This is a genomic window from Pseudomonas sp. Os17, assembly GCF_001547895.1.
In the GTDB taxonomy this organism is placed as follows: domain Bacteria; phylum Pseudomonadota; class Gammaproteobacteria; order Pseudomonadales; family Pseudomonadaceae; genus Aquipseudomonas.
In genome coordinates, this window is the sequence record NZ_AP014627.1 from 4,359,257 (window position 1) to 4,384,969 (window position 25,713).

Below are 25,713 nucleotides of genomic sequence, written 5' to 3' on the forward strand. Positions count from 1 at the left end.
AAGCGGTAAAGACCGGGGCTTCAACCGCCGGTCATGTTCATGAAGCGCACCACTTGCAGCTCGTCGTTGAGTTCGAAGTGGTGGCGGTAGGGTTTGAGTTTCATCGCCTCGACCATGGCCCGCTGCAAACGCTCGGTATCGCCGGGATGGGCCCGCAGCACGGCCTTGAGGTCCACCGAGTGCTCGTTGCCCAGGCACAACAGCAAGCGCCCTTCCACCGTCAACCGGACACGGTTGCAGGTGCCGCAGAAGTTGTGGCTGTGGGGCGAGATGAAGCCCAGGCGGATCTGCGGCGCCTCGGCCAGGCGCCAGTAGCGCGACGGGCCCTGGGTCGACTCGGCGGACTCCATCAGGGTGTAGCGCTCGGCGATCCGCTCGCGGACCTGGGCACTGGAAAAGAACGCGTCGCGACGACTGTGCTCGCTGATGCTGCCCAGGGGCATCTCCTCGATAAACGAGATGTCCAGGCCGCGGTCGATGGCAAAGGCCACCAGCTCGTTGATCTCGCGGTCGTTGCGGCCTTTCATCACCACGCAATTGAGCTTGGTGCGCGCAAAACCGGCGGCGATCGCCGCGTCGATGCCGGCGATCACCTGGCTCAGTTCGCCGGTGCGGGTCAGCTGGCGAAACAGCCCCGGGTCGAGGCTGTCGAGGCTGATGTTGAGGCGCTTGACCCCGGCCTCGAACAGCGGCGCGGCGAGCTTGCCCAGCTGCGAGCCGTTGGTGGTCAGGCACAGCTCCCGCAACCCGGGCAATTGCCCGATGCGCTGACACAATTGCACCACCCCGGGACGGATCAATGGCTCGCCACCGGTGAGGCGGATCTTGCGTGTACCCAGGGCGACAAACCCCGCGGCCAGCTGGTACAGCTCCTCCAGGGTCAGGATGCGTTGGCGCGGCAGGAACTGCATGTCCTCGGCCATGCAATACACGCAGCGGAAGTCGCAGCGGTCGGTCACCGACATGCGCAAGTAGTCGATCCGTCGGGCAAAGCCATCCACCAATACTTGATCTGACATCACAGCCTCTGTCGACGGTTACGACCCTGGGGTCTTAGTTGCAGTTTTTGTCCATTAACGGCCATTGGACAAGTTGTTGGCGGCAAGACTAAGAGTGATTAAAAGTGGCGTCCAATCGCTATTAACAACCGATTGATCAATGCAATCTATCAGCGGCAAAAGCACCCTTTACCGGCATTTAAACAACAAGATAAATCGTTGATTTTTAATGAATTAAAGACTTGATAGAGGCTTTCGATCAACCGGTCATTAATTGCGATTAGACAGCCGATACAGGCGCCGAATAGGCTTTATTCGCGGCCCATGAAACGGGCCCTATAAGTGATTCCGTTGCCCCAAGCAGTCCGAACTTAAACGGCTTCACCACAAAACCGCATTTAGCCTGTGCAGTTAAACAATCACTGACATCGATTATTTGTCGGGCGGTTGCCTGCGTGCGCTGTATTGGAGAAATATCATGAGCGAAGTTGATCGATATAAACCCTACAAGGGGGCGGCCGCCGGTTGGGGGGCACTGATCGCGGTGACCAGGAACTGGCTGGGCAGCGAGAACGCCTTCAAGAACATCCGCGCCATGCTCAAGACCAACCAGAACGGCGGCTTCGACTGCCCGGGCTGCGCCTGGGGCGAGTCGCCGGAAAACGGCATGGTCAAGTTCTGCGAGAACGGCGCCAAGGCGGTCAACTGGGAAGCCACCGGGCGCCTGGTGAACCCGGCGTTCTTCAACAAGTACACGGTCTCGGCCCTGGCCGCGCAGAGCGACTACTGGCTTGAATACCAGGGCCGCCTGACCCACCCGATGCGCTACGACGCCACCCAGGACCGCTACGTGGAAACCACCTGGGACCAAGCCTTCGAGCTGATCGCCAGCCACCTCAAGGGCCTGGACTCGCCGAACCAGGCGGAGTTCTACACCTCGGGCCGGGCCAGCAACGAAGCGGCCTACCTGTACCAGCTGTTCGTGCGCGCCTATGGCACCAACAACTTTCCCGACTGCTCGAACATGTGCCACGAGGCCAGCGCCGTGGGCATGTTCGAAAGCGTCGGCGTGGGCAAGGGCACCGTGGTGTTCCATGACCTGGAAGAAGCCGACGCGATCTTCGTCATCGGCCAGAACCCCGGTACCAACCACCCACGAATGCTCGAACCCCTGCGCGAAGCGGTGAAGCGCGGGGCCCAGGTGATCTGCTTCAACCCGCTCAAAGAGCGCGGGCTGGAACGCTTCCAGCATCCGCAACACCCGCTCGAGATGCTCACCAACGGCTCCGAACCCACCTCCTCGGCCTACTTCCGTCCGGCCCTGGGCGGCGACATGGCGGCCTTTCGCGGCATCGCCAAGTTCCTCCTGCGCTGGGAGCGCGAAGCCCTGGCCAACAACGGCGAGCCAGTGTTCGATCGGGCCTTCATCGCCGAACACACCTCGGGGCTGGACAGTTACCTGGCCGAGGTCGATGCCACGTCCTGGAACCATATCCTCGAACAGTCCGGCCTGAGCATGGCCGACATCGAACTGGCGGCGCGCATGTACCGCAAGGCCAAGCGCACCATCATGTGCTGGGCCATGGGCTTGACCCAGCACACCCACTCGGTGCCGACCATCCAGGAAGTGATCAACGTGCTGTTGCTGCGGGGCAACATCGGCCGCCCCGGCGCCGGCCTGTCGCCGGTGCGCGGCCACAGCAACGTGCAGGGCGACCGCACCATGGGCATCAACGAACTGGCGCCCAGCGAGCTGCTCGATGCCCTGGAGGCGCGCTTTGGCTTCAAGCCACCACGGGAGCACGGGCACAACACGGTGATGGCGATTTCGGCCATGGAACAGGGCCGAGCCAAGGTGTTCATCGGCCTGGGCGGCAACTTCGCCCAGGCCACCCCGGACACCCCGCGGACCCACGCCGCCCTGCGCAACTGCGAGCTCACCGTGCACATCGCCACCAAGCTCAACCGCAGCCACCTGGTGACCGGGCGCGAGGCGCTGATCCTGCCGTGCCTGGGTCGTACCGATATCGATATCCAGGCCAACGGCCCGCAAGGCATCACCGTGGAAGACACCTTCAGCATGGTGCACATCTCCCACGGCCAGCTGAAACCCAAGTCACCGCACCTGCGCTCGGAACCGGCGATCATCGCCGGCATTGCCAACGCCACCCTGGGCCGTCACCCCATCGACTGGCTGTGGGTGATCGAAGACTACGGGCGCATCCGCGACCTGATCGCCGACACCATCCCCGGGTTCGAGGACTTCAATCTCAAACTGCTGAACCCCGGCGGCTTCCACCTGGGCAACGACGCCAGCCAGCGGCGCTGGAACACCGCCACCGGCAAGGCGCGCTTCATTCCCAGCGTGCTGCCGGAGCACCTGGTCAGCGCCGGGGTGCGCAAGCTCAAGGTCAAGCCGGACCTGATCCTGCAGACCATGCGTTCCCACGACCAGTACAACACCACCCTGTATGGCCTGGACGACCGCTATCGCGGGGTCTACGGCATGCGCGAGGTGCTGTTCGCCAACGAGCAGGACATTCGCCAGCTGGGCTTCGAACCGGGGCAGAAGGTCGACATCGTCTCGCTGTGGGATGACGGTCGCGAGCGTCGGGTCAGCGGTTTCACCCTGATCGCCTACGACATTCCCGCCGGCCAATCCGCCGCCTACTACCCGGAGACCAACCCCCTGGTGCCCCTGGAGAGCTATGGCGACCGCACCTATACGCCGACGTCCAAGTTCATCGCCATCCGCCTGGAGCCGGCGGCGGCCAGCAACCTGATCCAGTCCGTCAGCGCTTGACCCGGCCGGGGCGGCCAATGCGCCGCTCCAGCCTGCCCCGCGCAGCCTTCTGCCGTACGCCGCGAACCCTGGTTCACGGCGGCGGCCGGCGCCTGCCCGGGCCCCCAGCCATCACGAGGGTTTCGTCATGTTTCATCTACAGGCGCTCGACCTGGCACGCATCCAGTTTGCGTTCACGGTCTCGTTCCACATCATCTTTCCCGCCATCACCATCGGCCTGGCCAGTTTCCTGGCAGTGCTCGAAGGGTTGTGGCTCAAGACCCACAACAACACCTACAAGGACCTGTATCACTTCTGGTCGAAGATCTTCGCCGTCAACTTCGGCATGGGCGTGGTCTCCGGCCTGGTCATGGCCTATGAATTCGGCACCAACTGGAGCCGCTTCTCGGACTTCGCCGGAAGCATCACCGGGCCCTTGCTGACCTACGAGGTGCTGACCGCGTTCTTCCTGGAGGCGGGCTTTCTCGGGGTCATGCTGTTCGGCTGGAACCGGGTCGGCCGCGGGCTGCACTTCTTCGCCACGGTGATGGTGGCCATCGGCACCCTGATCTCGACCTTCTGGATCCTCGCCTCCAACAGCTGGATGCAGACGCCCCAGGGCTTCTCCATCGTCGACGGGCGGATCATGCCCATGGACTGGCTGGCGATCGTGTTCAACCCGTCGTTCCCCTTCCGCCTGATGCACATGGCGATCGCCGCCTTTGTCGCCACGGCGTTCTTCGTCGGCTCCAGCGCCGCCTGGCACCTGCTGCGGGGCAATAACACGCCGCCGGTGCGCAAAATGCTGTCGATGGCGCTGTGGATGGCGCTGATCGTGGCGCCGATCCAGGCGGTGGTCGGTGACGCCCATGGCCTCAATACCCTGGAACATCAACCGGCGAAGATCGCCGCCATCGAAGGCCACTGGGAAAACCACGGCAACGAGGCGTCGCCCCTGGTGCTGTTCGGCATTCCCAACATGGACACGGAGAAAACCGACTACGCCGTGGAAGTGCCCTACCTGGGCAGCCTGATCCTGACCCACAGCCTGGACAAGCAGATCCCCGCGCTCAAGAGCTTCCCCAGGGAAGACCGGCCCAACTCGGCCATTGTGTTCTTCAGCTTCCGCATCATGGCCGGGCTGGGCATGTTGATGATCCTCACCGGGGCGCTGGGCCTGCTGCTGCGGCGCAACGGCGCGCTGTACCGCAACCGCCTGTTCCTGCGCCTGGTGCTGTGGATGGGCCCCAGTGGCCTGATCGCCCTGCTGGCGGGCTGGATCACCACCGAAGTCGGGCGCCAGCCCTGGGTGGTGTACGGCCTGCTGCGCACCAGCGACGCCGCGTCCAACCACAGCGTGGCGCAGTTGAGCATCTCCCTGGCGCTGTTCGTGGCGATCTACTTCTCGGTGTTCGCGGTGGGCATCGGCTACATGATGAAGCTGGTGCGCAAGGGCCCGCAGCCCCATCACGAGCATCCGCCGAGCGGCCCTGCCGGCCAGGAGCCGACCCCGCGCCGTCCGCTGTCCGCGATCGCCGAGACCTTTGCGTCCAGCGACCACCACCACTGAAACAAGGGATATCGACATGACGATTCAAGGCATAGACCTGTCGTTGATCTGGGGCGTGATCATTGCCTTCGGGGTGATGATGTACGTGATCATGGACGGCTTCGACCTGGGGCTGGGGATTCTCTTTCCGCTGATCCCCGACGCCCGGGAACGGGACGTGATGATGAACACCGTGGCCCCGGTCTGGGACGGTAACGAAACCTGGCTGATCCTCGGTGGCGCGGCGCTGTATGGGGCCTTCCCCCTGGCCTATTCGGTGATCCTCGAAGCCCTGTACTTGCCGCTGATCTTCATGCTGGCGGGGCTGATCTTCCGAGGCGTGGCCTTCGAGTTCCGCTTCAAGGCCAGCCCCGAGCGGCGGCACGTCTGGGACTGGGCCTTTATCGGCGGCTCGCTGCTGGCGACCCTGTGCCAGGGCATCGTGATCGGCACTTACATTTCCGGCATCCCGGTGCTCAACCGGCAGTTCGCCGGCGGCGCCCTGGACTGGCTGGCGCCCTTCCCGCTGTTTTGCGGCCTGGGGCTGATCGTGGCCTACGCGCTGCTGGGCAGCACCTGGCTGCTGGTCAAGACCGAGGGCATGCTCGAAGCGCGCATGCGCCACTACACCCGGCCCCTGGCGTTCGCGCTGATGGCGGTGGTGGCGGTGCTCTGCGTCTGGACCCCGGTGCTGCACCCGGAGATTGCCACCCGCTGGTTCAGCCATGCCCATATCGTGATCTTCGGTGTGCTGCTGGTGCTGGGTCTGCTGGCGTTATGCGGGCTGCTGGGCACTTTGCGCCAGCATCATTCCCACTGGCCGTTCGTGTTCACCCTGGTGCTGGTGTTCCTCGGCTACATCGGCCTGGCATTCAGTATCTGGCCGAACATCGTGCCGCCGTCCATCAGCCTGTGGGACGCGGCATCGCCCCTGACCAGCCAGCTGTTCATCCTGATCGGCACCCTGTTCATCCTGCCGATCATCCTGATGTACACCTGCTGGAGCTACTACGTGTTCCGCGGCAAAGTGAGGATTGGCGATGGCTACCATTGATCGGGCAAAGCCCCTGCCCTGGCACAGGACGGTGGCGCAACTGAGCCTGCTGTTCATCGGCGCCCTGCTGATGCTCGCCTGCAGCGGCGCACTGATGCTGGAGCTGGCCCATGGATAAACTCACCACCCCCCCCGCGCAACCGGCACCCGGCTGGCAGCGCCTGCTGTGGATGCTCGGCATCTGGCTGGCCAGCGTCATCGGCCTGGGGCTGGTGGCCGGCCTGCTGCGCCTGCTGATGCAGGCCGCCGGCATGCACAGCCACTGATAATTGCCGGTCCCCCCTGAAACCCCGGCCCGCAGCAGCGGGCCGGGGTTTTGCGGTTATTGGCCGGTCGGCGCGCGCTCGGCCAGCTGTTCCAGCAGATCGGCGGAAGGCACGAAGAACAGCCCGCCGGTGACGGCCGTGCTGAAGTCCAGCAGGCGATCGTAGTTGCCCGCCGGGCGCCCGACGAACATGTTTTCCAGCATCTGCTCCACCGGCCGTGGCGAACGCGCGTAGCCGATGAAGTAGGTGCCAAATTCCCCGGCGCCCGGACGGCCAAAGGGCATGTTGTCGCGCAGGATCTTCACCTCCTCGCCGTTCTCTTCCAGGGTGGTCAGGGAACTGTGGGAGCAGCTGGGTTTCACCGATTCGTCGAGTTCGATGTCCGACAGCTTGGTGCGGCCGATGATGCGTTCCTGGGCTTCCACCGTCAGCGCGTTCCAGGCCGTCATGTTGTGCAGGTATTTCTGCACCAGCACGTAGCTGCCGTTGCAGAACGACGGGTCTTCGTCGCCGATCAGGGTGAAATCCACCGCCTCGCGGCCTTCCGGGTTCTCGGTGCCGTCGACGAAGCCGACCATGCTGCGCATGTCGAAATAGCGGAAGCCCTGGACCTCGTCCACCACCGTGACTGCGTCGCCCAGGGGCTTGAGCAGTTGCGTGGCCAGCTCGAAGCACAGGTCCATCTGCTCGGCGCGGATGTGCAGCAACAGGTCGCCGGGGGTCGACGGCGCGCGCCGGCCCTCCACGCCCACCTCAATGAAGGGGTGCAGCGACGCCGGACGCGGGCCAGCGAACAGCCGGTCCCAGGCGGCGGAGCCAAAGCCGCAGACACAGGACAGATTGCCCCCCGGCACGCGCTTGCCCACCGAGCGGGTCAGCGCGGCGACGTCGGCGCACCACTCGCGCAGGGTGTGCGCGGCAGCGGCGCCGGGGGCCAGGGTGGCGACGATGAAAATTGCACTGCGGGTGATGGGGTTGCAGATGGCTTGTGGCTCGGGCTTGCGCTCGGCCAGGGAGGAAGACTGGGTCATTGTGGGGTCCACGGGCTGCGGTCGGAAAAGTCACCGACAGGAAATTAGCAGATTGTGGCGGTGGTTAGGGAAGCAGCTGCAAGCGGTGAGCTGCCAGCCGCAAGCTGTTTGCATCAGTTCTTGCGGCCTCCGGGTTGCCGCCAGCTGCGAGGCTGAACAAACAAGCAGCTGCAAGCGGCAAGCTTCCAGCCACAAGCTGTTTGCAGCAGTTCTTGCGGCCGCTGGGTTGCCGCCAGTTGTGAGGCTGAACAAACAAGCAGCTGTAAGCGGCAAGCTGTCAGCCACCAGCTGTGAGGTTGAACAAACCTTGTGACAAGAGCGCTTACTGTGGCGAGGGAGCTTGCTCCCGCTGGAAGGCGCAGCCTTCCCAATGCCTGAGTCCCCTTCCTATCAGGCAGACCGCAGATTCAGGTTTTACGGCCGCTGCGCGTCCGAGCGGGAGCGAGCTCCCTCGCCCATTGCCGGGTCAGGAGGCGGCGCTGCCCAAGGTCGAGCGCAAGACCCGCACCGGCACCGATTTGTAGGACGGCGTGCCGCTGTCCACATCCAGGTAGTCCAGGGGCACCAGGCGGTTGGCCTCGGGGTAATAGGCGCCCACAGTGCCCGGGGCGATCTTGTACTCGATGGCGGTGATGTTTTCGTAGCGCAGCCGCCGCCCGCCGATGACCGTCTCGATGTCCACCAGGTCACCGTGGGCCAGGCCACGGGCGGCCAGATCCCCGGGGCTGATGAACAGCACGTCGCGACGGCCGAAGACCCCGCGATAGCGGTCGTCCAAGGCGTAGATGGTGGTGTTGTACTGGTCGTGGCTGCGCAGGGTGATCAGCCGCAGGACATCGGCGCCGTCCACTTCCTTGTCCTCGTGCAGCCCGGGGAAGACGAAGAACTCGGCCTTGCCCGAGGGGGTCAGCCATTGCCGCTGGGCCGCCGCCAGGGGCATGCGGAAGCCGCCGGGCACGCGGATCCGGGCGTTGTAGTCGTCGAAGCCGGGCACCGTCTGTTCGATCAGGTCGCGGATCTTGTCGTAGTCGGCCACCAGTTCCAGCCAGGGCACGCGGCTGTCGGGCAGCGTGGCCTTGGCCATGCCGGCGACAATCGCCGGTTCCGAGAGCAGAAGCGGCGACGCCGGGGTCAGCTTGCCCGCCGAGGCGTGGACCATGGACATCGAATCCTCCACGGTGATGGCCTGGCGCAGGCCGTCCTGCAGGTCCAGCTCGGTGCGGCCCAGGCAGGGCAGGATGAAGGTCTCCTTGGCCACCAGCAAATGGCTGCGGTTGAGCTTGGTGGCCACGTGCACGCTCAGGTCGAGCCGGCTCATGGCCGGGAAGCACTGGCCCGGGTCCGGCAGGGCCACGGCGAAGTTGCCCCCCAGGCACAGCAGCGCCTTGGCCCTGCCGTCGATCATCGCCTGCATGGCCTGCACCGCATCGTGGCCATGGGCCGAAGGCGGCGTGAAGCCGAAGGTCTGCTGGAGCTTGTCGAGAAAGGCCTGCGTCGGCTTCTCGGTGATGCCCACGGTGCGGTTGCCCTGGACGTTGGAATGGCCGCGCAACGGACAGATGCCGGCCCCCGGCTTGCCCAGGTTGCCGCGCAGCATCAGCAGGTCGCAAATCAGGCGCACATTGGCCGTGCCTTCGTTGTGCTGGGTGATGCCCATGCCGTAGGTGACGATGGTGGCATTGGACTTGGCGTAGGCTGCGGCGACCATTTCCAGGTCCGCCTGGTGCAGGCCGCTGGCCTGCTCGATGTCCGCCCAGGCGGTGGCGTGCAGGTCCGCCGCCAGGGCCTCGAAGCCCTGGGTGTGCTCGGCGATGAACTCATGGTCCAGCACCTGCCCGAGGCTGTCCTCCAGGGCCAGCAGGGCCTTCATGATGCCCTTGATCGCCGCCGCATCGCCGCCGGCCTTGACCTGGAAGTAGGACGAAGCGATGCGGGTCGAGCCGTAGGTGGCCATCTCCACCATGTTCTGCGGGTCGGCAAAGCGCTCCAGGGCGCGCTCGCGCAGCGGATTGAAGACCATGATCGGCACCTTGCGCCGCGAGGCTTCATGCAGGGTGCCCATCATCCGCGGGTGGTTGGTGCCCGGGTTGTGGCCGATGGAAATGATCAGCTCGCAGAGATCGAAATCCTCCAGGGACACCGTGCCCTTGCCGATGCCGATCGAGCGCGGCAAACCGACGCTGGTGGGTTCGTGGCACATGTTCGAGCAGTCGGGGAAGTTGTTGCTGCCGTATTCCCGAGCGAACAGCTGGTACAGGTAGGCCGCTTCGTTGGAGGCGCGGCCGGAGGTGTAGAACTCCACCTGCTCGGGCTGCAGGCCCCGCAGGATCTGGCCAATACGCTCGAACGCCGCCTGCCACGCCAGCGGCTTGAAGGTATCGCTGGCGCGGTCATAGACCAGGGGCTCGGTGAGGCGGCCCAGGTCTTCGAGCTGATAGTCGGAACGCTGCAGCAGCGAGGTCAGCGGATGCTCGGCGAAGAAGGCCGGGGTCACCCGCTTGTTGGTGGCTTCCCAGGTCACCGCCTTGGCGCCGTTTTCACAGAACTGGAAGGTCGACTTGTGCTCCTTGTCGGGCCAGGCGCAGCCCGGGCAGTCAAAGCCATCGGGCTGGTTGGTGCGCATCAGGGTCAGGGGCGCCTTGAGCGCGTCCATCTGTTCGCGCACCGCCGTGGCGGTAGCCTTGAGCGCGCCCCAGCCACCGGCGGGACCATCGTAGTTGCGGATTCCGGGAACCTTGCGTCGAGTGCTCATGATCGCTCCAGGGCCGACCCGGCACGACGCGAGTCGGTGGTTGCGGATGGTCGAGGCGTACCCGGGCGGGTTGCCAGGGGCCTGGATCACAGGGGGTAGTGCGTGGCAACAGTGCCGACACTGGATAAAAGCTAGCGCTGCGCCCCGGCCTGTCAAGCTCAGGCGCCGACCGGCACAGACGCGACGCTGGCGCCCGGGCCCGCCAGCGTGGAACCTATTGCCGGTCCCCGTCCGGCCTCAGCCCGCGCTCATTGCAGAACGCTGCGCCGGCGCTTGAACGTCCAACCCTGCTGCATCCCGGCGGCGGCCAGCAGAATCGCGGCGACCCCCAGCCACTGCAACAGCCCCAGGCGATGCCCGAAGGCCAGCCAGTCGACGAAGATCGCCGCGATCGGATAGATGAAGGACAAGGCGCCGGTCAGCGCGGTCGGCAGCTTCTGGATCGCCCCGTACAACAGCACATACATCACCCCGGTATGCACGATGCCCAGGGTCAGCAGGCTGGCCCAGGCCGTGGCCTGCTGGGGTGGCTCGGCGAGGTTGGCCCAGGGCGCCAGCAGCAGGACCCCGGTGCAGACCTGGATCAGCGCGATCAGGTGCGGCGGCGTGCCGCTCAGGCGCTTGATCAGCAACGCGGCGAAGGCATAGAGCAATGCCGCGCCCAGGGCCAGGGCGATGCCCAGCAGATAGTCGCTGCCGGCGTCGCCCTCGGTGCCATGGGCGCTGACGATGGCCAACATCCCGGCAAAGGACAGGCACAGCCAGAACAGCTTCTGCGGGGTGATCTTCTCTCCCAGGAACAACGCCCCCAGGGCCACCAGAATGAACGGCTGGACGTTGTACACCGCGGTGCCGATGGCGATCGAGGCCCGGGAGTAGGAACCGAACAGCAACACCCAGTTGCCGACAATCGCCACGCCGCTGAGCACCGCCAGAAACAGGCTGCGCCGAGTCAGAATATTCCTTCGCAAAAAACCGAAAGTACCGCAAATCAGCAGCAACGCGCCGGCACCGAACAGGCAACGCCAGAACACCACGTCCAGCACCGGTTGTCCGGACACCAGAACGAACCAGCCAATGGTTCCGGAAATCAGCATCGCGGCGGTCATTTCCAGTGATCCGCGACGGGTCAGTGCATCCATCATCAATCTCCTCTGACAAGGGCCAGATTATGCCCAGCGGCACACGGCCATCGCCAGTTCAAAACCTGGGCTAGTATGCACTCAGGCCTTTTTTATCAAGGCATAAACGCCCAATCACCTAACGAGGTTGCCATGCTCGATGCCATCGACCAGGCCCTGATCAGTGCCCTGATGCAGGACTCCCGCCGCTCCCTCAAGGCCCTGGCGCAGATCAGCGGGCTGTCCGCCCCCAGCGTGGCCGAACGCCTGAAAAAACTCGAAGAACGCGGGGTGATCACCGCCTATACCCTGGAAATCGACCCCAAGTCCCTGGGCTACCAATTGCAGGCCATTGTCCGGATTCGTCCGTTGCCGGGCCGCTTGCAGGAGGTGGAGCGGCAGATCCTGGCGATTGCCGAGTTCACCGAATGCGACAAGGTCACCGGTGAAGACTGCTTTATCGCTCGGTTGCAGGTGCGCTCCATGGAACAGCTGGACCGCTTGCTGGACCGACTCAACCATGACGCCGAAACCAACACCGCGATCATCAAGAAATCGCCGATCAAGCGGCGGTTGCCGCCCATGAACTGACCCCGTGAAATGGGCTTTTTCACCGCGGAAAAAGCCCCTGAAAACGGCCTGCAACTGCGGGGTGAAAAGGCCGTTCCAGAGGCGTTTCTTACGAAAAACCAGCTGACTTCTCGAGCACTTTTCAGAAAGTTTCCCCTTAGGCATAAGACGATTCTTAAAATCTCCCAGACGTCTTTTTGGCGTCAATTTCAGTGATACCCTGCGAATCCTCTGACGACCCCACTAGCAAAATGCCTGCTCCTTTGCGGAAGCTGCGCATTGTCGTGGGCTCATGCCTGTCGAAAAGCCGAGTACAAGAACCCATGCCGATCCGCGTGCAGATAGCCGATGACCATCCCTTGACCCTGATTGGGATACACACCCTGCTGGAAAACCGCGCCGAACTGGAAATCGTTGCCCAGGCCCACAGCGTGGAAACCCTGTTGGAGAACCTGCAGCGCCAGCCCTGCGACCTGCTGCTGACCGACCTGATGATGCCCGGTGGCGATCAGGTGGATGGGATTCGTCTGATCAGACGCCTGCGTTCACGCTACCCGGAGCTGGCCATCGTGGTGATCACCATGCTCGACAACCCGGCGCTGATCAGCAGCCTGCTCAAGCTCGGAATCCAGGGCCTGGTGAGCAAGCGCGGCCTGCTCAACGACCTGCCCAAGGCCATTGCCGCCAACCCCCGCGCGCCCTTCGTGTCGCCGTCGATCCAGCATCTGCTGGACACCAGCACCGCCCTGCATGGCAAACCGCTGCTGCAGCCCGAACAGTTGTCGGCCAGAGAGATCGAGGTGCTGCGCCTGTATGGCACCGGCATGAGCATCGGCGCCATCGCCCAGCACCTGTGCCGCAGCAAACAGACCATCAGCACGCAAAAGAGCAGCGCCATGCGCAAGCTTGGCCTGGACACCTCGGCCAGCCTGTTCCTGTACATCCAGGAACACGGCCTGAGCTGAGCGGTCCTCAAAACTCCGGAGCTTCCCCCCTATGCCCCTGATTTCCCGTCCCCCCCAGTTCTGGAGGCTGATCCGTGTCTGCCTGCTGTTCAGCTTCATGGTCCTGGTCAGCCTGTTTTTCAGCCTGCCCGCCCACTGCGCCGAGTCGCAAGAGCCGGGCAATCCGTCTTTGGCCCGGCTGCTGGACATGCGCAGCACCCTGCCCCACAAGGTGCTGCGGGTAGCGACCATCGTGCCCCCCGAGCGGCCCCTGGAAAGCGCCGGCAACCAGGTGCTCAAGGTGATCTCCGACGAATACCTCAAGCTGATCGGCAAGCAGCTGGGCCTGCGCTTCGAGTACGTCGAGCTGGCCTCGCCCCAGGACGCGATCCGCGCCCTGCTCGAACACCGTATCGACCTGCTGCCCCGGGCCACCGCGCTGGAAGCGCAGACCCCCGGCCTGTCCCTCAGCCGTCCGTACCTGAACAACCAGCCGATCATCGTCGGGCGCATCAACGACCAGAGCCTGCCACCGGACCTGGAAGACAAGCGGGTGCTGGTGCTGGACAACTACCTGGACCTCAAGACCGTCCGCAAGACCTATCCTCGGGCCGACATCAGCGGCGTGCACACCACCGCCCTGGCCCTTGAGCAACTGGCCGGCAAACAGGCCGATGCCTTTATCAGCGACCGCTTCCGCACCACCCTGTACATGCAGGCCCGCCCCGACCTGCGGCTGCACAGCAAGTTCTATCCACAGTTGCCCGACGCTGGCTTCGCCTTCGCCGTGCGGCGCGAGGATGCCACCCTGCGGGCGCTGATCGACTACGTGCTCAACGCCATTCCCGAGGAGCACAAGCGGCGGATCCAGAACCAGTCGAGCCAGGAGCCCTTTCCCTTCGCCCCGACCGAGTCGTTTTCCCTGACCCCCGGCGAACTGAACTGGCTCACCGCGCACCGGCAGATCAATCTGCTGGCGGAGGAAGCGCCGCCCTACATCTACCGCAATGCCGAGGGCCAGTGGGCCGGACTGAGCATCGATATCCTGCGCACCCTGGCCAGCTCGTTCCGCCTGCAACTCAACATTCAGCCCAGTCTGTCCAGGGCCGGCGACCTGGAACAACTGGCCGCCGGCAACGCCGACCTGACCACCCGCGACCTGGGCCTGCCCGACAACGCCCGGGGCATCGGCCTGAGCCAGAGCTACGGCACCCGCAACTGGGCCTTTGTGGTGCGTCATGGCGACAGTTCTCCCAGTTCCCTGGACGCCATGCTGGGACGGCACCTGGCGCTGCCGCGCAACCACCCGCTGCTCGAACACCTGAAACAGCGCTACCCGGACATCCATCTGGTGCTCACCGAGGATCATCGCCAGGCCCTGAACCTGGTGCTGCAACGTCAGGTCGACGCCACCCTGGACACCCCGGTGGGCACCGAGGCGCTGTCCGGTTCCGGGCTGCAGTTCGGCCTGGCCTTCGACGCCCTGCCCACGCCCCACCGCTTTGCCGCAGCCCCTGGTGCCAGGGAGTTGCTGAGCGTGCTCGACAAGCTGCTGGACTCCATGGCCAGGAACCCGCAAAGCGACATCCAGCTGATCGCCAAACAACAGTCCAGCGCCGCGCTCTGGAGCTGGGTCGCCGAGCAGGCCTGGCATGTGGGCGTGGTGATCCTGATCATCTTCGTGCTGTCGCTGATCTGGAACTGGCGCCTGAAGATCCAGGTGCGGGAAACCATCTGCGTGCAGACCCGCCTACAGGACAAGCTGGCCTTCCAGTTCTCCCTGCTCAACGGCCTGCCGACGCCGCTGTATGTCTGCGACCTGGACGGCCGGTTGAGCACCTGCAACCGCGCCTATGAGGAGTTCTTCGCCACCTCCCAGGAGCAGGTCGAGGGCTGCCTGCCCACCGAGCAGCCGAACATGCCGCGCGACTTCGCCGAGGTGCTGCAAGAGGAGCATCAACTGCTGCTGGCCAATCACCGGCCGCGCTTTCTCGACACCAGCCTGTGGATCAAGGAGCAGCAGTACTGCCTCTATCAGTGGCTGGTGCCGTTCTACAACGCCCGCGGAGTCCTGCAAGGCTTGCTGGGGGGCTGGCTGGACATCTCCGAGCGCAAGAACCTGGAACTCAAATTGCGCGAAGCCAAGCAGATCGCGCAGAAGGCCAGCGCCGCCAAGAGCGAGTTCCTCGCCTCCATGAGCCACGAGTTGCGCACCCCGCTCAATGCCCTGGTCGGTCTGCTGGAGCTGGAAACCAGCGCCAGCCAGGCGCCCTCGCACAACCTGCGGGTGGCCCAGCAATCGGCGACCTCGATGATCGACCTGATCGGCAACATCCTGGATCTGGACAAAATAGAGAGTGGCCTGATGCAACTGGCACCCCACCCCACCGCCCTGGAACCCCTGCTCGCCAACGGCCTGGGACTGTTTGCCGTGCAAGCCCGGGAGAAACGCCTGCAACTGAACTTCGACTATCAGGCCAGCCCCAACCGGCTGTACTGGGTCGACTCGCTACGCCTGCAGCAGATCCTGCACAACCTCTTGAGCAATGCCTTGAAGTTCACCGACCGCGGCCACATCCAGGTCACCCTGCGCGAAACCCATGTGCAGGACAGCAACAGCCTGCTGACCCTGAGCGTGCGCGATACCGGCATCGGCATTCCCCTGGCCAACCAGGCGGGGATTTTCGAGCCCTATCGCCAGGCCACCGCGCGCACCGCCCACCTGTACGGTGGCTCGGGCCTGGGCCTGAGCATCTGCCACCAGCTGGTGCAACTGATGGGCGGCCGCATCTGGCTGGAAAGCGAACCCGGACAAGGCTGCTGCATCCACGTCGAACTGCCGGTGAGCTGGCAGACGGCAAACGCGGAAGTGACGGAAAAACCGGAAGTGCCGCCGATCACCGGCAAAGCCTTGCGGGTGCTGGTGGTGGACGACGTCTCCACCAACGGCCTGGTGCTGACCCTGCAGCTGGAGCGCATCGGTCACGTGGCCGAACACGTCAGCAGTGGCGAAGAAGCCCTGCAGCTGCTGCGCCACCGCCACTACGACGTGTTGATCAGCGACTGCAACATGCCGGGCATGGACGGCTACAGCCTGGCCCGGGCGGTGCGTGAGGCCGAACAACAGAGCGGGGCCAAGCCGCGGCTGATCGTCGGCTACACCGCCAGCGCCCTGAGCAACGAAGCGACCCAATGCTCCAACGCCGGGATGAACGATCTGATGATCAAGCCGGTGACCCTGGCCCGGCTGCAGGAAGTCCTGGGCAGCCACACTGGCGCTGGCGAAGAGCGGGTGCGCGCCTTCGACATCGACCACCTCAAGGACCTGGGGGAAAACAGTCCGACCCTGCACCGACGCATCCTCAACGAACTGACCAAGAACCTGCAGCAGGAAATCGCCGAACTGCGCACCTGCGTCCTGGCCAATACCCCGCACCTGATCAACGACCTGACCCATCGCCTGAGCGGCGTGGCCTGCCTGATCAACGCCCAGGACATGGCCAGGACCTGCGACGCCCTGAGAAAGGTCGACGTGAGCCATCCGCCGTCCGTGCGCAACTGCCAGCAAGCGCTGCTCAGCGCCATGGAGCAGGTCTACGCAGAGGCCCGGAACCAGCTGACCAGCTTGCGCGACCCCCTTGGCAGCGACAGCCCGACCCTGGCCCAGAGCGCACAGACCCAAGGCTCGCCACCCTGAACCGCACCTCGGTGCGCCGAGTGCCCGGGCCGGCCAACAGGCCCTGGCGCCACTCTCGTACTTGTCTCATTCAACCGCCGCCCCCTGCTGCCTAACCTTGCGCTGGCTTTCGAGCACAGACAGTCAATGGCGCCAGACTCCCGACGAGTCGCTACGCCAGCTCTCGATTGCTTGTTGAATCCAATAACGTCCAATCAGGGAACAATCGATGATCACGCGGCAAACCTTCCAATCATTCCTCAAACTTCCGCTGGCGATGGCTATCGGCATGGCGGCGCTCAGTGCGCAACAGGCGGCCGCGCACGGCTACATCGAAAACCCCAAGTCCCGCTCGTACATGTGTAGCGCCAAGGGCGGCAACCTGAACACCAACTGCGGCCCGGTAGCCTACGAGCCACAGAGCGTCGAATACCTGGCCAACGCCAGCCGCGACGGTTTCCCCAGCACCGCCCAGGCCTGCCACGGTGAGTTCACCCGCTGCGGCCCAGCCAACGGCACCATTGCCGCCGGTGGCCTGCGGCACTTCGCCGCCCTCAACGAGCAGACCGCCAGCCGCTGGACCAAGATGAGCATCAAGCCCGGGCTGAACACCTTCGACTGGCGCTACACCGCGGTACACGCCACCCGCAACTGGCAGTTCTACATCACCAAGAAAGACTGGAACCCCAACCAGCCGCTGACCCGTGATTCGTTCGAAGCGGCGCCGTTGCTGACCGACAACTGGAACAACACCCTGCCGACCAAGACCGGCGGCCTCACCAGCCACAAGGTCAACATTCCGGCCGACCGCAGCGGCTACCACATCGTCCTGGCCACCTGGATGGTGGGCGACAACACCAACACCTTCTATCAGGTGGTGGACGTGAACATCGAGAACAGCGAAGTCGCGCCGTCGAGCTGGAAGAACATCGGTGCCGTTCAGCCCGAGGCCTTGAGCATCGGCGACAAGGTCATGACCCGGGTGTTCAACGAGCACGGCGAACTGTCGGCCAAGCAGGTCACCCTGAACATCGACAGCGCGGAACTGGCCAAGGAAAGCAACTGGCCCAAGGCGCTGGCGGAAAAGGTCAACCGGGCCAAGCTCGGCTATCAGATCGGTGAGCTCAACGACAAGGACCAGGTGGTGCCGCAGTTCGGCAAGAACAGCATCTTTGTCGACAAGAACAGCGACATCAACAGCGTGCTGATCGCCAAGGAACAAGCCGCCAAGCCGGCTGAACTCAAGGTCTCCGGCATGCAGTCCGAGTACAGCCTGAAAGACGGCAAGGTCGACCTGCACTTCAATGCCATCGCTCTGAACGGCGACTTCACCATCACCGCCAGCGTGGTCAATGCCAAGGGCGAAACCGTTGCTCACCAGCAAGCCGACAGTGGCAACAATACGCCGCACTTCAGCCTCGCGCTCAAAGGCGTGACAGCGGGCCAGTACGATCTGGTGGTGGTGGCCAAGTCGAAGAAAGGCGAGCTGCTGCAAGAGACCATCAGCTTCAAGCTCAAGGCCGAGCCAGAAGTTGAGGAAACCCCGGGCGGCGGTGGCAACGAAGGCGGCACCACTCCCGAGACGCCGGCCAAGTACGACCACGTGTTCCCTGAAGGCCTGAAGTCCTACAAGGCCGGCACCCTGGTGCTGCAGCCCAAGGACGGCAAGACCTACCAGTGCAAGCCGTTCCCGTACAGCGGCTACTGCGTGCAGTGGAAGGCCGGCGTGACCCAGTACGAACCCGGCACCGGCTCTCACTGGCAGATGGCCTGGATCCTCAAGTAACCCGGCAACTCCCCAGTTGCTCCTTGGGGCGTGACGCGCAAGCGTCACGCTCATTTTTTTATCCGGCCGGCGCGCTTTTGCACGCCTGCAAAGGCCCGTCAGACGGGTCGCGCCGATCCGCCAAGAATCCAGCAAAAGCTTGTTCTAGAGCCCTTTGACTCTCGTACTCGTCCCATGGGAACACCCGGGAGCAGCACGTAGCCTGTGCTCGCTGGCAAGGCTGCCGGAACAGCGGACCTCCAAGGTGTCCCATTCCCCCATCACCGGCTCCTCGCAGCGCTTCAACACTCATTTTTCAATTGCTCAAGGCACACAGGCATGATCAACTCCAACCGGACTCGCTCCTTCCTCAAACTGCCGATCGTCATCGCCATGGCGACGGCGGGACTGGCCGCCCAGCAAGCCTCGGCCCACGGTTACATCGAAAGCCCCAAGTCCCGCGCCTTCATGTGCAGTTCCGATGGCGGCAGACTGAACGTCAACTGCGGTCCAGTGATGTACGAACCACAAAGCACCGAGTACATCGGCGTGCCTGGCCGTAACGATCTCGAGCACTTTCCAAGCAACGCCCAGGCCTGCACCGGCGACTTCAAGGTATGCGGCCCGGCTAACGGCACCATCGCCGCCGGCGGCCTGGTGCGTTTCTCCCCGATCAACGAGCAGAGTGCTACCCGCTGGGCCAAGACCACCATCAAGCCGGGCCCGCAGAACTTCACCTGGCACTACGAAGCCGGTCACGCCACCCGCTACTGGCAGTTCTACATCACCAAAAAAGACTGGAATCCGAACCAGCCACTGACCCGCGACTCGTTCGAAATGACCCCGCTGCTGGATCAGCCATGGCCGTCCGGCACCGTCCCGGCCCCGTCCAAAGGCAAAACCCATCACACCGTGGACATCCCGTCTGATCGCTCCGGTTACCACGTGCTGCTGGCCACCTGGAAAGTCAACGACACCGACGCCACCTTCTACAGCGTGGTCGACCTGAACATCGACAATGGCGCGGTCATCCCGTCGAACTGGAACACCGTGGGCGCGGTACAACCTGAAGCCCTGAGCATCGGCGACAAGGTCAAGACTCGCGTCTTCAACGCACAGGGCGAGCTCCACGCCAAGCAAGTGGTGCTGAACATCGATAGCGCCGAACTGGCCAAGGCCGACGTCTGGCCGCGCGAGCTGGCGAAGAAGGTCAATGCCGCCAAGCAGGGCTACCAGATGGGCCTGCTCAACGACAAGGACGAAGTGGTGCCGAACTTCGGCAGGAACGAAATCCTGGTCAAGAAAGGCAGCGACATCGTCAACGTGATGATCGACAAGGAACAGGCCGCCAAACCGGGCGAGCTGTCCATCACCGGCATGCAGTCCGAATACACCCTGAAAGACGGCAAGACCGAACTGCACTTCAACGCCATCGCCAAGAACGGCGACTACACCGTGAAGGCCACCGTGTTCAACGCCAAAGGCGAAAGCGTGACCTTCCAGCAAGCGCCGGCCGGCAACACCCCGCACTTCTCCATGCCGCTGAACAATGTCAGCCCCGGGGTCTATGACCTGGTGGTCGTGGCCACCTCGAAGAAAGGCGAAGTGCTGCAAAAGTCCGCCCGCTTCACCCTCAAGGCCGAAGCCGGCGGTGGTGAAGGTGGCAACGAAGGCGGCAACGGCGGTGAAGGCGGCGCCAAGTACGACTACGTGTTCCCCAATGGCCTGAAATCCTACAAGGCCGGCACCGTGGTCCTGCAACCCAAGGACGGCAAGACCTATGAGTGCAAGCCTGGCGCCGTCGCCGGCTGGTGCACCCAGTGGACCAGCGGCTCCAACGCCTACGAGCCGGGCGTAGGTTTCGCCTGGCAGTCGGCCTGGAACGCCAAGTAAGTCATAGCGTCAACCACCCGAGCGTGGCGCCACGGCGCCACGCTCCTTGTTAGCGGTCAAGCCCCCCATGAGCTCAACCCCCTATTCAAGAACCCTGCTCTGGCAGGGTGAAAACCTGCCGAGGCGCCTGTGCTTATGAGCGCCCTTCGCCCCTCGCTTCGCGCTGGCCTGCTGGTCGGCGCCTTGTCGTTTCTGGCGGCCTGGCTGGCGTGGCTGGCATACGGCAGCTGGCAGTTCCGGCAAAGCCTGAACCCGGCGAGCCTGCAGGCGCCCGCCGTGGTGCCGGCGGCCCCCCGGTCCCAGCCCGACCCGCAAGCCATCGCCCGGCTGTTCGGCGTCCAGTTGCAAGAGCACCCAAGCGACCTGCCCCGGGTGCCGCTGAGCCTGCTGGCCAGCCTGGTGGCCGCTCACCCGGAGCAGTCCCGGGCCCTGATCGAATCGCCGGAAGGCAGCCGCTTCTATGGCATCGGCGAGCCCCTGCCGGGCGGGGGCAGCCTGCGCCAGATCGGCACCGGCCAAGTGCGGGTGCAACGCTTCGGCGAGGAACTGATCCTGAGCCTGCCCCAGCACGCAACGCCGTTGCTGACCCCGCAGGCAGAGGACGCCGCCGCGGCCCAACCCCATCCACAGCCAGGCAGCGGGAGCCTGCTGCAACCGTCTGTGCAATCCCCTGGAGCATCATGAATCGAGCCTTTATCGCCGGGTCCCTGCTGACCCTGGGCACCCTGATCAATCCCGTGTACGCCACGGAAAAAACCGCCGCGGCCCAGCAATGGACCCTGAACATGAAGGACGCCGAGCTGCGCGACCTGGTCAACGAAGTGGGCCAGATCACCGGCAAGACGATGATTCTGGACCCGCGCCTGAACGGCAAGGTCACGGTGCAATCGAGCACCGCCATGGATCAGCAGGGCATCTACTCGCTGTTTCTCACCGCCCTGCGCAGCCAGGGTTTTGTCGCCATGGACCAGGGCGATCGGGTGCTGATCCTGCCGGTGGCCGAAGCCAAGACCAAGGCCAACGCCGAGCCCAGCGGCGCCAGTGAAGAGTTCGTGACCCAGGTCATCGAACTGAACAACGCCAACGCCAGCGAAGTGGCCAGCGCGGTGCGCCCGCTGGTGGCCGCGGACGCCTACATGGCGCCCTCCACCACCTCCAACGCCCTGGTGATTTCCGACAGCGCCAACAACGTCGAGCGGGTGCGCCTGGTGATCAACGAGCTGGATAACGCCGGTGGCCGGCAGTTCAGCATCGTGCAGCTCAAGCACGCCTGGGCCACCGAAGTGGCCAAGACCCTGACCGACAGCCTGGCCGACAGCAACAGTGCCATGACCAGCGCCAAGGCCATTGGCGACTCGCGCAGCAACCGCCTGATCCTGGTGGGGCCGGCGCCGGTCCGCCAGCAGATGCAGCGTCTGGCGCAGAGCCTGGATGTGCCGACCAATGTCGGCGACACCGCGCGGGTGCGCCGGCTCAACCACAGCGATGCGAAGAAGCTCGAAGAACTGCTCAGCGGCATTGGCAAGCGCATGGAGTCCGGCAACCGTGGCGGCGACAGCCAGAAGCCCGACAGCCCGGTGCTGGTCAGCGCCGACACCAGCCAGAACGCCCTGGTGCTGATGGCCTCGCCGGCCCAGCTGGCGACCTTCGAAAGCATCATCAACGAGCTGGACCGGCCCCGGGCCCAGGTGCTGGTGGAAGCGGCGATCGTCGAAGTCAGCGGCGACATCAACCAGGCCCTCGGCGTGCAATGGGCCGGCAACCGCGGCAAGCTGTCCGCCGCCGCCAACTTCAATAGCGCTGGACTGTCCATCGGCACCCTGCTCAACAGCCTGCAGGACGAAAAGCGCCCGAACCTGCCCGATGGCGCGATCATCGGCATCGGCGGCAGCAACTTCGGCGCGCTGATCACCGCCCTGTCCAGCGACTCCAACAACAACCTGCTGTCCACCCCGAGCCTGCTGACCCTGGACAACGAAGCGGCGGAAATCCTCGTCGGCCAGAACGTGCCGTTCCAGACCGGCTCCTACACCACCGACACCGCTGGCGCCAGCAACCCCTTCACCACGGTGGAGCGCAAGGATGTGGGGATCACCCTCAAGGTCACGCCGCATATCAATGAGGGCAACTTCCTGCGCCTGAATGTCGAACAGGAAAGCTCCGAGCTGGCCGCCGCGCCGCCGGGCATCAACACCAGCGACGTGATCACCAACAAGCGCTCGGTCAAGAGCACCATCCTGGCCAACGACGGGCAGATCATCGTCCTCGGCGGGCTGATCAAGGACAACGTCAAGGTCCAGGTCAGCAAGGTGCCGCTGCTGGGGGACATTCCCTGGGTCGGCCGTCTGTTCAGCAGCAGCAAGGAAGTCAACGAGAAGACCAACCTGATGGTGTTCCTGCGTCCGACCCTGCTGCGCAACGCCGCCAGCACCGAGCAGATGAGCCAGCACAAGTACAACAACATGCGCTCGCTGCGCAGCCCGGACGGCAAGACCGGCGGCCAGTTGCCTGCCGACGCCCACCGCCTGTTCGACGCCCAGCGCGATGGCGATGCAGGCCTGATCGACATGCGCGCCCCCGGCGCCCAGCGCCAGCCATGATCGCCACCCACGAAGACGCGCGTCTGGCCTTTGCCTACGCGCGCCGCCACGGCGTGGTGCTGGACCATCAGGCAGACGGCGCGGTGCTGTATTGCCGCGCCAGTACGCCGCTGTCGGTGGTGGCCGAAGTGCGCCGTTTCAACGGCGCGTTGCTGCGCAGCCAGGTGCTGGACGACGAGGCCTTCGCCCAGCGCCTGGCCGCCCACTACCGCGACGGGCAGAACGGCGCCAAGCAGGTGGCCGACGGCCTGGGCGAACAGTTCGACGAAGAGTTCGATCTCAACAGCCTGGCCGAGCAACTGCCCAAGACCACTGACCTGCTGGAGCAGGAGGATGACGCGCCGATCATCCGCCTGATCAACGCGATCCTCAGCGAGGCGGTCAAGAGCAAGGCCTCCGACGTGCACCTGGAAGCCTTCGAAGAGCATTTGTCGGTGCGCCTGCGGGTCGACGGTCTGCTGCGCGAAGTGCTGCGCCCGCGGCGGGAACTGGCGACCCTGCTGGTGTCGCGGATCAAGGTCATGGCCAAGCTGGACATTGCCGAGAAGCGCATTCCCCAGGACGGGCGGATTGCCTTGCGCATCGCCGGTCATGAGGTGGATGTACGGGTTTCGACCCTGCCCTCCAGTCACGGTGAACGGGTGGTGATGCGCCTCCTGGACAAGCAGGCCGGGCGTCTGAATCTCAGCCACCTGGGAATGAACGACAGCGTGCGCCAGCGTCTGGAGCTCGCCCTGCACAAGCCCCACGGCATTCTCCTGGTCACCGGCCCCACCGGTTCCGGCAAGACCACCACGCTGTACGCCGGGCTGGCCAGCCTCAACAGCCTGGAACGCAACATCCTGACCATCGAGGACCCGGTGGAATACCACCTGACCGGGATCGGTCAGACCCAGGTCAACGCCAAGGTCGACATGACCTTCGCCCGGGGCTTGCGGGCCATCCTGCGCCAGGACCCGGACGTGGTGATGGTGGGCGAGATCCGCGACCGCGAAACCGCGGAAATTGCCGTGCAGGCCTCCCTCACCGGGCACCTGGTGCTCTCGACCCTGCACACCAACAGCGCCATCGGCGCGGTGACCCGCCTGGTGGACATGGGCATCGAGCCCTTCCTGCTCTGCACCTCGCTGCTGGGGGTGTTGTCCCAGCGCCTGGTGCGCCTGCTGTGCCCGGAGTGCAAGGAGCCCCACAGCGCCGATGCCGCCGCCTGCGAACGCCTGGGCCTGAGCGCCGACGCCGCGCCGCAGCTGTACCGGCCCAAAGGCTGCAGCGCCTGCCAGCACTCGGGGTATCGCGGACGTCGCGGCATCTATGAGCTGGTGCTGTTCGACGACACCTTGCGCCAGCTGATCCACACCGGCGCCGGCGAGCACCAACTGCTGGAGCATGCGCGCAAGCACAGCGCCAGCCTGTTCGACGACGGCCAGGCCATGGTGCTGCAAGGGCAGACCAGCCTGGAAGAACTGCTGCGCGTGACCCAGAGGGACTGACCATGGCCGCCTACGAATACCTGGCCATGTGCGCCGCCGGCAAGAAATCCACCGGGGTGGTGGAGGCCGACAGCCCGCGCCATGCCCGGCAACTGCTGCGCGAGCGCCAGTTGGTGATCCTCAAGCTCAGCGCCGCGCAGAGCAAGCGCGTGCGTGGCAAAGGCTTGCTGCCGCGGGGCGGCGGCTTGAGCAGCGCCGAACTGGCCTTGCTCACCCGCCAGCTGTCGACCCTGGTCCAGGCCGCCCTGCCCCTGGAGGAAGTGCTGGCCGCGGTCGCCGCGCAGTGCGAGAAGCAATGGATCAAGAGCATGCTGCTCGCCATCCGCTCGCGGGTGCTGGAAGGCTACAGCCTGGCGGTGGCCCTGGCCGCCTATCCGCGGGCCTTTCCCGATCTGTACCGGGCCACGGTGGCTGCCGGCGAACGCTCCGGACACCTGGACCAGGTCCTGCTGAACCTGGCCGACTACACCGAGGCCCAGCAGGCGGCCCGTCAGCAGATCCAGCTGGCCATGCTCTACCCGAGCATCCTGATGCTGGCGGCGGTGAGCATCGTCGGCTTCCTCCTGGGCTTCGTGGTGCCCGACGTGGTCAAGGTGTTCATCGACAGTGGCCAGGAACTGCCACTGCTGACCCGGGGCCTGATCGCCAGCAGCGCCTTCCTCCAGGACTATGGCCTGCTCCTGCTGCTGTTGGTGGCGGCCCTGGTACTGGCCGCCCGCGCCGCCGTCCGCAACCCGGCCACCCGCGAGCGCTGGCATGCCCTGGTGCTGCGCCTGCCGCTGCTGGGCCGGCTGATTCGGGCCAGTAACTGCACGCGGTTTGTCAGCACCCTGGCGATTCTCGGGCGCAGCGGCGTGCCACTGCTGGACGCCCTGGCCATCGCCAGCGAAGTGGTGGCCAATCAGAAAATTCGTACCGGTCTGAAAGACATCGTCCGAGGGGTGCGCGAAGGTATCAGCCTCACCCGAGCCCTGGAACTCAACGGCAGTTTCCCGCCGATGATGCTCTACATGATCGCCAGCGGTGAACGCTCCGGCGAGCTGGACAGCATGCTCGAACGCGCCGCCAAGCAGCAGGAAGAACAACTGGCCAACCGCATTGCCTTGCTGGTGGGCCTGTTCGAACCGGCCATGCTGGTGTTCATGGGCGCCTCGGTGCTGATCATCGTGCTGGCGATCCTGATGCCGATCCTCAGCCTGAACCAATTGATTACCTGAATGCG

Annotated in this window: 18 protein-coding genes; 14 read left to right on the top strand and 4 right to left on the bottom strand. The window is 64.6% G+C overall.

The window, feature by feature from the left end:
- Window positions 1-20: 20 nt before the first annotated feature.
- Window positions 21-1,019, bottom strand: a complete 999-nt coding sequence (gene moaA, locus POS17_RS19115) for a GTP 3',8-cyclase MoaA (RefSeq protein WP_060840027.1) — start codon at window positions 1,017-1,019, stop codon at window positions 21-23.
- A gap of 457 nt (window positions 1,020-1,476) precedes the next feature.
- Here moaA and POS17_RS19120 point away from each other — a divergent pair, with 457 nt between their 5' ends.
- The 5 genes from POS17_RS19120 (at window position 1,477) to POS17_RS31140 (ending at window position 6,649) form a co-directional block, all read left to right on the top strand.
- Complete coding sequence (locus POS17_RS19120) at window positions 1,477-3,801, top strand: FdhF/YdeP family oxidoreductase (RefSeq protein ID WP_060840028.1); 2,325 nt, start codon at window positions 1,477-1,479, stop codon at window positions 3,799-3,801.
- A gap of 127 nt (window positions 3,802-3,928) precedes the next feature.
- Window positions 3,929-5,350, top strand: a complete 1,422-nt coding sequence (locus POS17_RS19125) for a cytochrome ubiquinol oxidase subunit I (RefSeq protein WP_060840029.1) — start codon at window positions 3,929-3,931, stop codon at window positions 5,348-5,350.
- 16 nt (window positions 5,351-5,366) lie between these two features.
- Window positions 5,367-6,383 (top strand): cytochrome d ubiquinol oxidase subunit II, encoded by a 1,017-nt coding sequence (gene cydB / locus POS17_RS19130; RefSeq protein ID WP_060840030.1) that lies wholly within the window; start codon window positions 5,367-5,369, stop codon window positions 6,381-6,383.
- The gene (locus POS17_RS32460) at window positions 6,370-6,501 is read left to right on the top strand and encodes a hypothetical protein (protein WP_258230369.1); all 132 of its coding nucleotides are present in this window, start codon (window positions 6,370-6,372) and stop codon (window positions 6,499-6,501) included. Before cydB ends, POS17_RS32460 begins: the two co-directional genes overlap by 14 nt.
- Window positions 6,494-6,649, top strand: a complete 156-nt coding sequence (locus POS17_RS31140; protein ID WP_082729275.1) for a DUF2474 domain-containing protein — start codon at window positions 6,494-6,496, stop codon at window positions 6,647-6,649. The genes POS17_RS32460 and POS17_RS31140 overlap by 8 nt, the downstream gene beginning before the upstream one ends.
- Window positions 6,650-6,705: 56 nt before the next feature.
- Here POS17_RS31140 and POS17_RS19135 read toward each other — a convergent pair whose 3' ends face one another.
- The 3 genes from POS17_RS19135 to POS17_RS19145 form a co-directional block, all read right to left on the bottom strand.
- Window positions 6,706-7,680 (bottom strand): Dyp-type peroxidase, encoded by a 975-nt coding sequence (locus tag POS17_RS19135; protein WP_060840031.1) that lies wholly within the window; start codon window positions 7,678-7,680, stop codon window positions 6,706-6,708.
- Between the two features lie 466 nt (window positions 7,681-8,146).
- Window positions 8,147-10,432, bottom strand: a complete 2,286-nt coding sequence (locus tag POS17_RS19140; protein ID WP_060840032.1) for an FdhF/YdeP family oxidoreductase — start codon at window positions 10,430-10,432, stop codon at window positions 8,147-8,149.
- A gap of 248 nt (window positions 10,433-10,680) precedes the next feature.
- A complete protein-coding gene (locus POS17_RS19145) occupies window positions 10,681-11,574 on the bottom strand; it encodes a DMT family transporter (protein WP_060840033.1) in 894 nt (297 codons plus the stop codon).
- A gap of 132 nt (window positions 11,575-11,706) precedes the next feature.
- Here POS17_RS19145 and POS17_RS19150 point away from each other — a divergent pair, with 132 nt between their 5' ends.
- From POS17_RS19150 to gspF, 9 genes are all read left to right on the top strand, one after another.
- Window positions 11,707-12,144: an Lrp/AsnC family transcriptional regulator gene (locus tag POS17_RS19150; protein WP_060840034.1), complete on the top strand. Its 438-nt coding sequence runs from the start codon at window positions 11,707-11,709 to the stop codon at window positions 12,142-12,144.
- Window positions 12,145-12,446: 302 nt separating this feature from the next.
- The gene (locus tag POS17_RS19155) at window positions 12,447-13,088 is read left to right on the top strand and encodes a response regulator transcription factor (RefSeq protein WP_060840035.1); all 642 of its coding nucleotides are present in this window, start codon (window positions 12,447-12,449) and stop codon (window positions 13,086-13,088) included.
- A gap of 31 nt (window positions 13,089-13,119) precedes the next feature.
- Window positions 13,120-16,764, top strand: coding sequence for an ATP-binding protein (locus POS17_RS19160; protein WP_060840036.1), 3,645 nt, complete (start codon window positions 13,120-13,122; stop codon window positions 16,762-16,764).
- Between the two features lie 208 nt (window positions 16,765-16,972).
- Entirely contained in the window at window positions 16,973-18,529 is a 1,557-nt protein-coding gene (gene gbpA / locus POS17_RS19165) for an N-acetylglucosamine-binding protein GbpA (protein ID WP_060840037.1), read from the top strand.
- Window positions 18,530-18,847: 318 nt separating this feature from the next.
- Window positions 18,848-20,401, top strand: a complete 1,554-nt coding sequence (gene gbpA, locus POS17_RS19170) for an N-acetylglucosamine-binding protein GbpA (RefSeq protein WP_060840038.1) — start codon at window positions 18,848-18,850, stop codon at window positions 20,399-20,401.
- A gap of 135 nt (window positions 20,402-20,536) precedes the next feature.
- Complete coding sequence (locus tag POS17_RS19175; protein ID WP_060840039.1) at window positions 20,537-21,085, top strand: type II secretion system protein N; 549 nt, start codon at window positions 20,537-20,539, stop codon at window positions 21,083-21,085.
- Complete coding sequence (gspD, locus tag POS17_RS19180; protein WP_060840040.1) at window positions 21,082-23,001, top strand: type II secretion system secretin GspD; 1,920 nt, start codon at window positions 21,082-21,084, stop codon at window positions 22,999-23,001. The genes POS17_RS19175 and gspD overlap by 4 nt, the downstream gene beginning before the upstream one ends.
- On the top strand, window positions 22,998-24,491 hold the full coding sequence (gene gspE / locus POS17_RS19185) for a type II secretion system ATPase GspE (RefSeq protein ID WP_060840041.1): 1,494 nt from the start codon (window positions 22,998-23,000) through the stop codon (window positions 24,489-24,491). The genes gspD and gspE overlap by 4 nt, the downstream gene beginning before the upstream one ends.
- A 2-nt stretch (window positions 24,492-24,493) precedes the next feature.
- Complete coding sequence (gene gspF / locus POS17_RS19190) at window positions 24,494-25,708, top strand: type II secretion system inner membrane protein GspF (protein WP_060840042.1); 1,215 nt, start codon at window positions 24,494-24,496, stop codon at window positions 25,706-25,708.
- Window positions 25,709-25,713 lie beyond the last annotated feature (5 nt).

Excerpts from the sequence above, each read along its gene's own strand:
- moaA (WP_060840027.1), bottom strand. The coding sequence starts at position 1,019 with ATGTCAGATCAAGTATTGGTGGATGGCTTTGCCCGACGGATCGACTAC.
- POS17_RS19120 (WP_060840028.1), top strand. The coding sequence starts at position 1,477 with ATGAGCGAAGTTGATCGATATAAACCCTACAAGGGGGCGGCCGCCGGT.
- POS17_RS19125 (WP_060840029.1), top strand. The coding sequence starts at position 3,929 with ATGTTTCATCTACAGGCGCTCGACCTGGCACGCATCCAGTTTGCGTTC.
- cydB (WP_060840030.1), top strand. The coding sequence starts at position 5,367 with ATGACGATTCAAGGCATAGACCTGTCGTTGATCTGGGGCGTGATCATT.
- POS17_RS32460 (WP_258230369.1), top strand. The coding sequence starts at position 6,370 with ATGGCTACCATTGATCGGGCAAAGCCCCTGCCCTGGCACAGGACGGTG.
- POS17_RS31140 (WP_082729275.1), top strand. The coding sequence starts at position 6,494 with ATGGATAAACTCACCACCCCCCCCGCGCAACCGGCACCCGGCTGGCAG.
- POS17_RS19135 (WP_060840031.1), bottom strand. The coding sequence starts at position 7,680 with ATGACCCAGTCTTCCTCCCTGGCCGAGCGCAAGCCCGAGCCACAAGCC.
- POS17_RS19140 (WP_060840032.1), bottom strand. The coding sequence starts at position 10,432 with ATGAGCACTCGACGCAAGGTTCCCGGAATCCGCAACTACGATGGTCCC.
- POS17_RS19145 (WP_060840033.1), bottom strand. The coding sequence starts at position 11,574 with ATGGATGCACTGACCCGTCGCGGATCACTGGAAATGACCGCCGCGATG.
- POS17_RS19150 (WP_060840034.1), top strand. The coding sequence starts at position 11,707 with ATGCTCGATGCCATCGACCAGGCCCTGATCAGTGCCCTGATGCAGGAC.
- POS17_RS19155 (WP_060840035.1), top strand. The coding sequence starts at position 12,447 with ATGCCGATCCGCGTGCAGATAGCCGATGACCATCCCTTGACCCTGATT.
- POS17_RS19160 (WP_060840036.1), top strand. The coding sequence starts at position 13,120 with ATGCCCCTGATTTCCCGTCCCCCCCAGTTCTGGAGGCTGATCCGTGTC.
- gbpA (WP_060840037.1), top strand. The coding sequence starts at position 16,973 with ATGATCACGCGGCAAACCTTCCAATCATTCCTCAAACTTCCGCTGGCG.
- gbpA (WP_060840038.1), top strand. The coding sequence starts at position 18,848 with ATGATCAACTCCAACCGGACTCGCTCCTTCCTCAAACTGCCGATCGTC.
- POS17_RS19175 (WP_060840039.1), top strand. The coding sequence starts at position 20,537 with ATGAGCGCCCTTCGCCCCTCGCTTCGCGCTGGCCTGCTGGTCGGCGCC.
- gspD (WP_060840040.1), top strand. The coding sequence starts at position 21,082 with ATGAATCGAGCCTTTATCGCCGGGTCCCTGCTGACCCTGGGCACCCTG.
- gspE (WP_060840041.1), top strand. The coding sequence starts at position 22,998 with ATGATCGCCACCCACGAAGACGCGCGTCTGGCCTTTGCCTACGCGCGC.
- gspF (WP_060840042.1), top strand. The coding sequence starts at position 24,494 with ATGGCCGCCTACGAATACCTGGCCATGTGCGCCGCCGGCAAGAAATCC.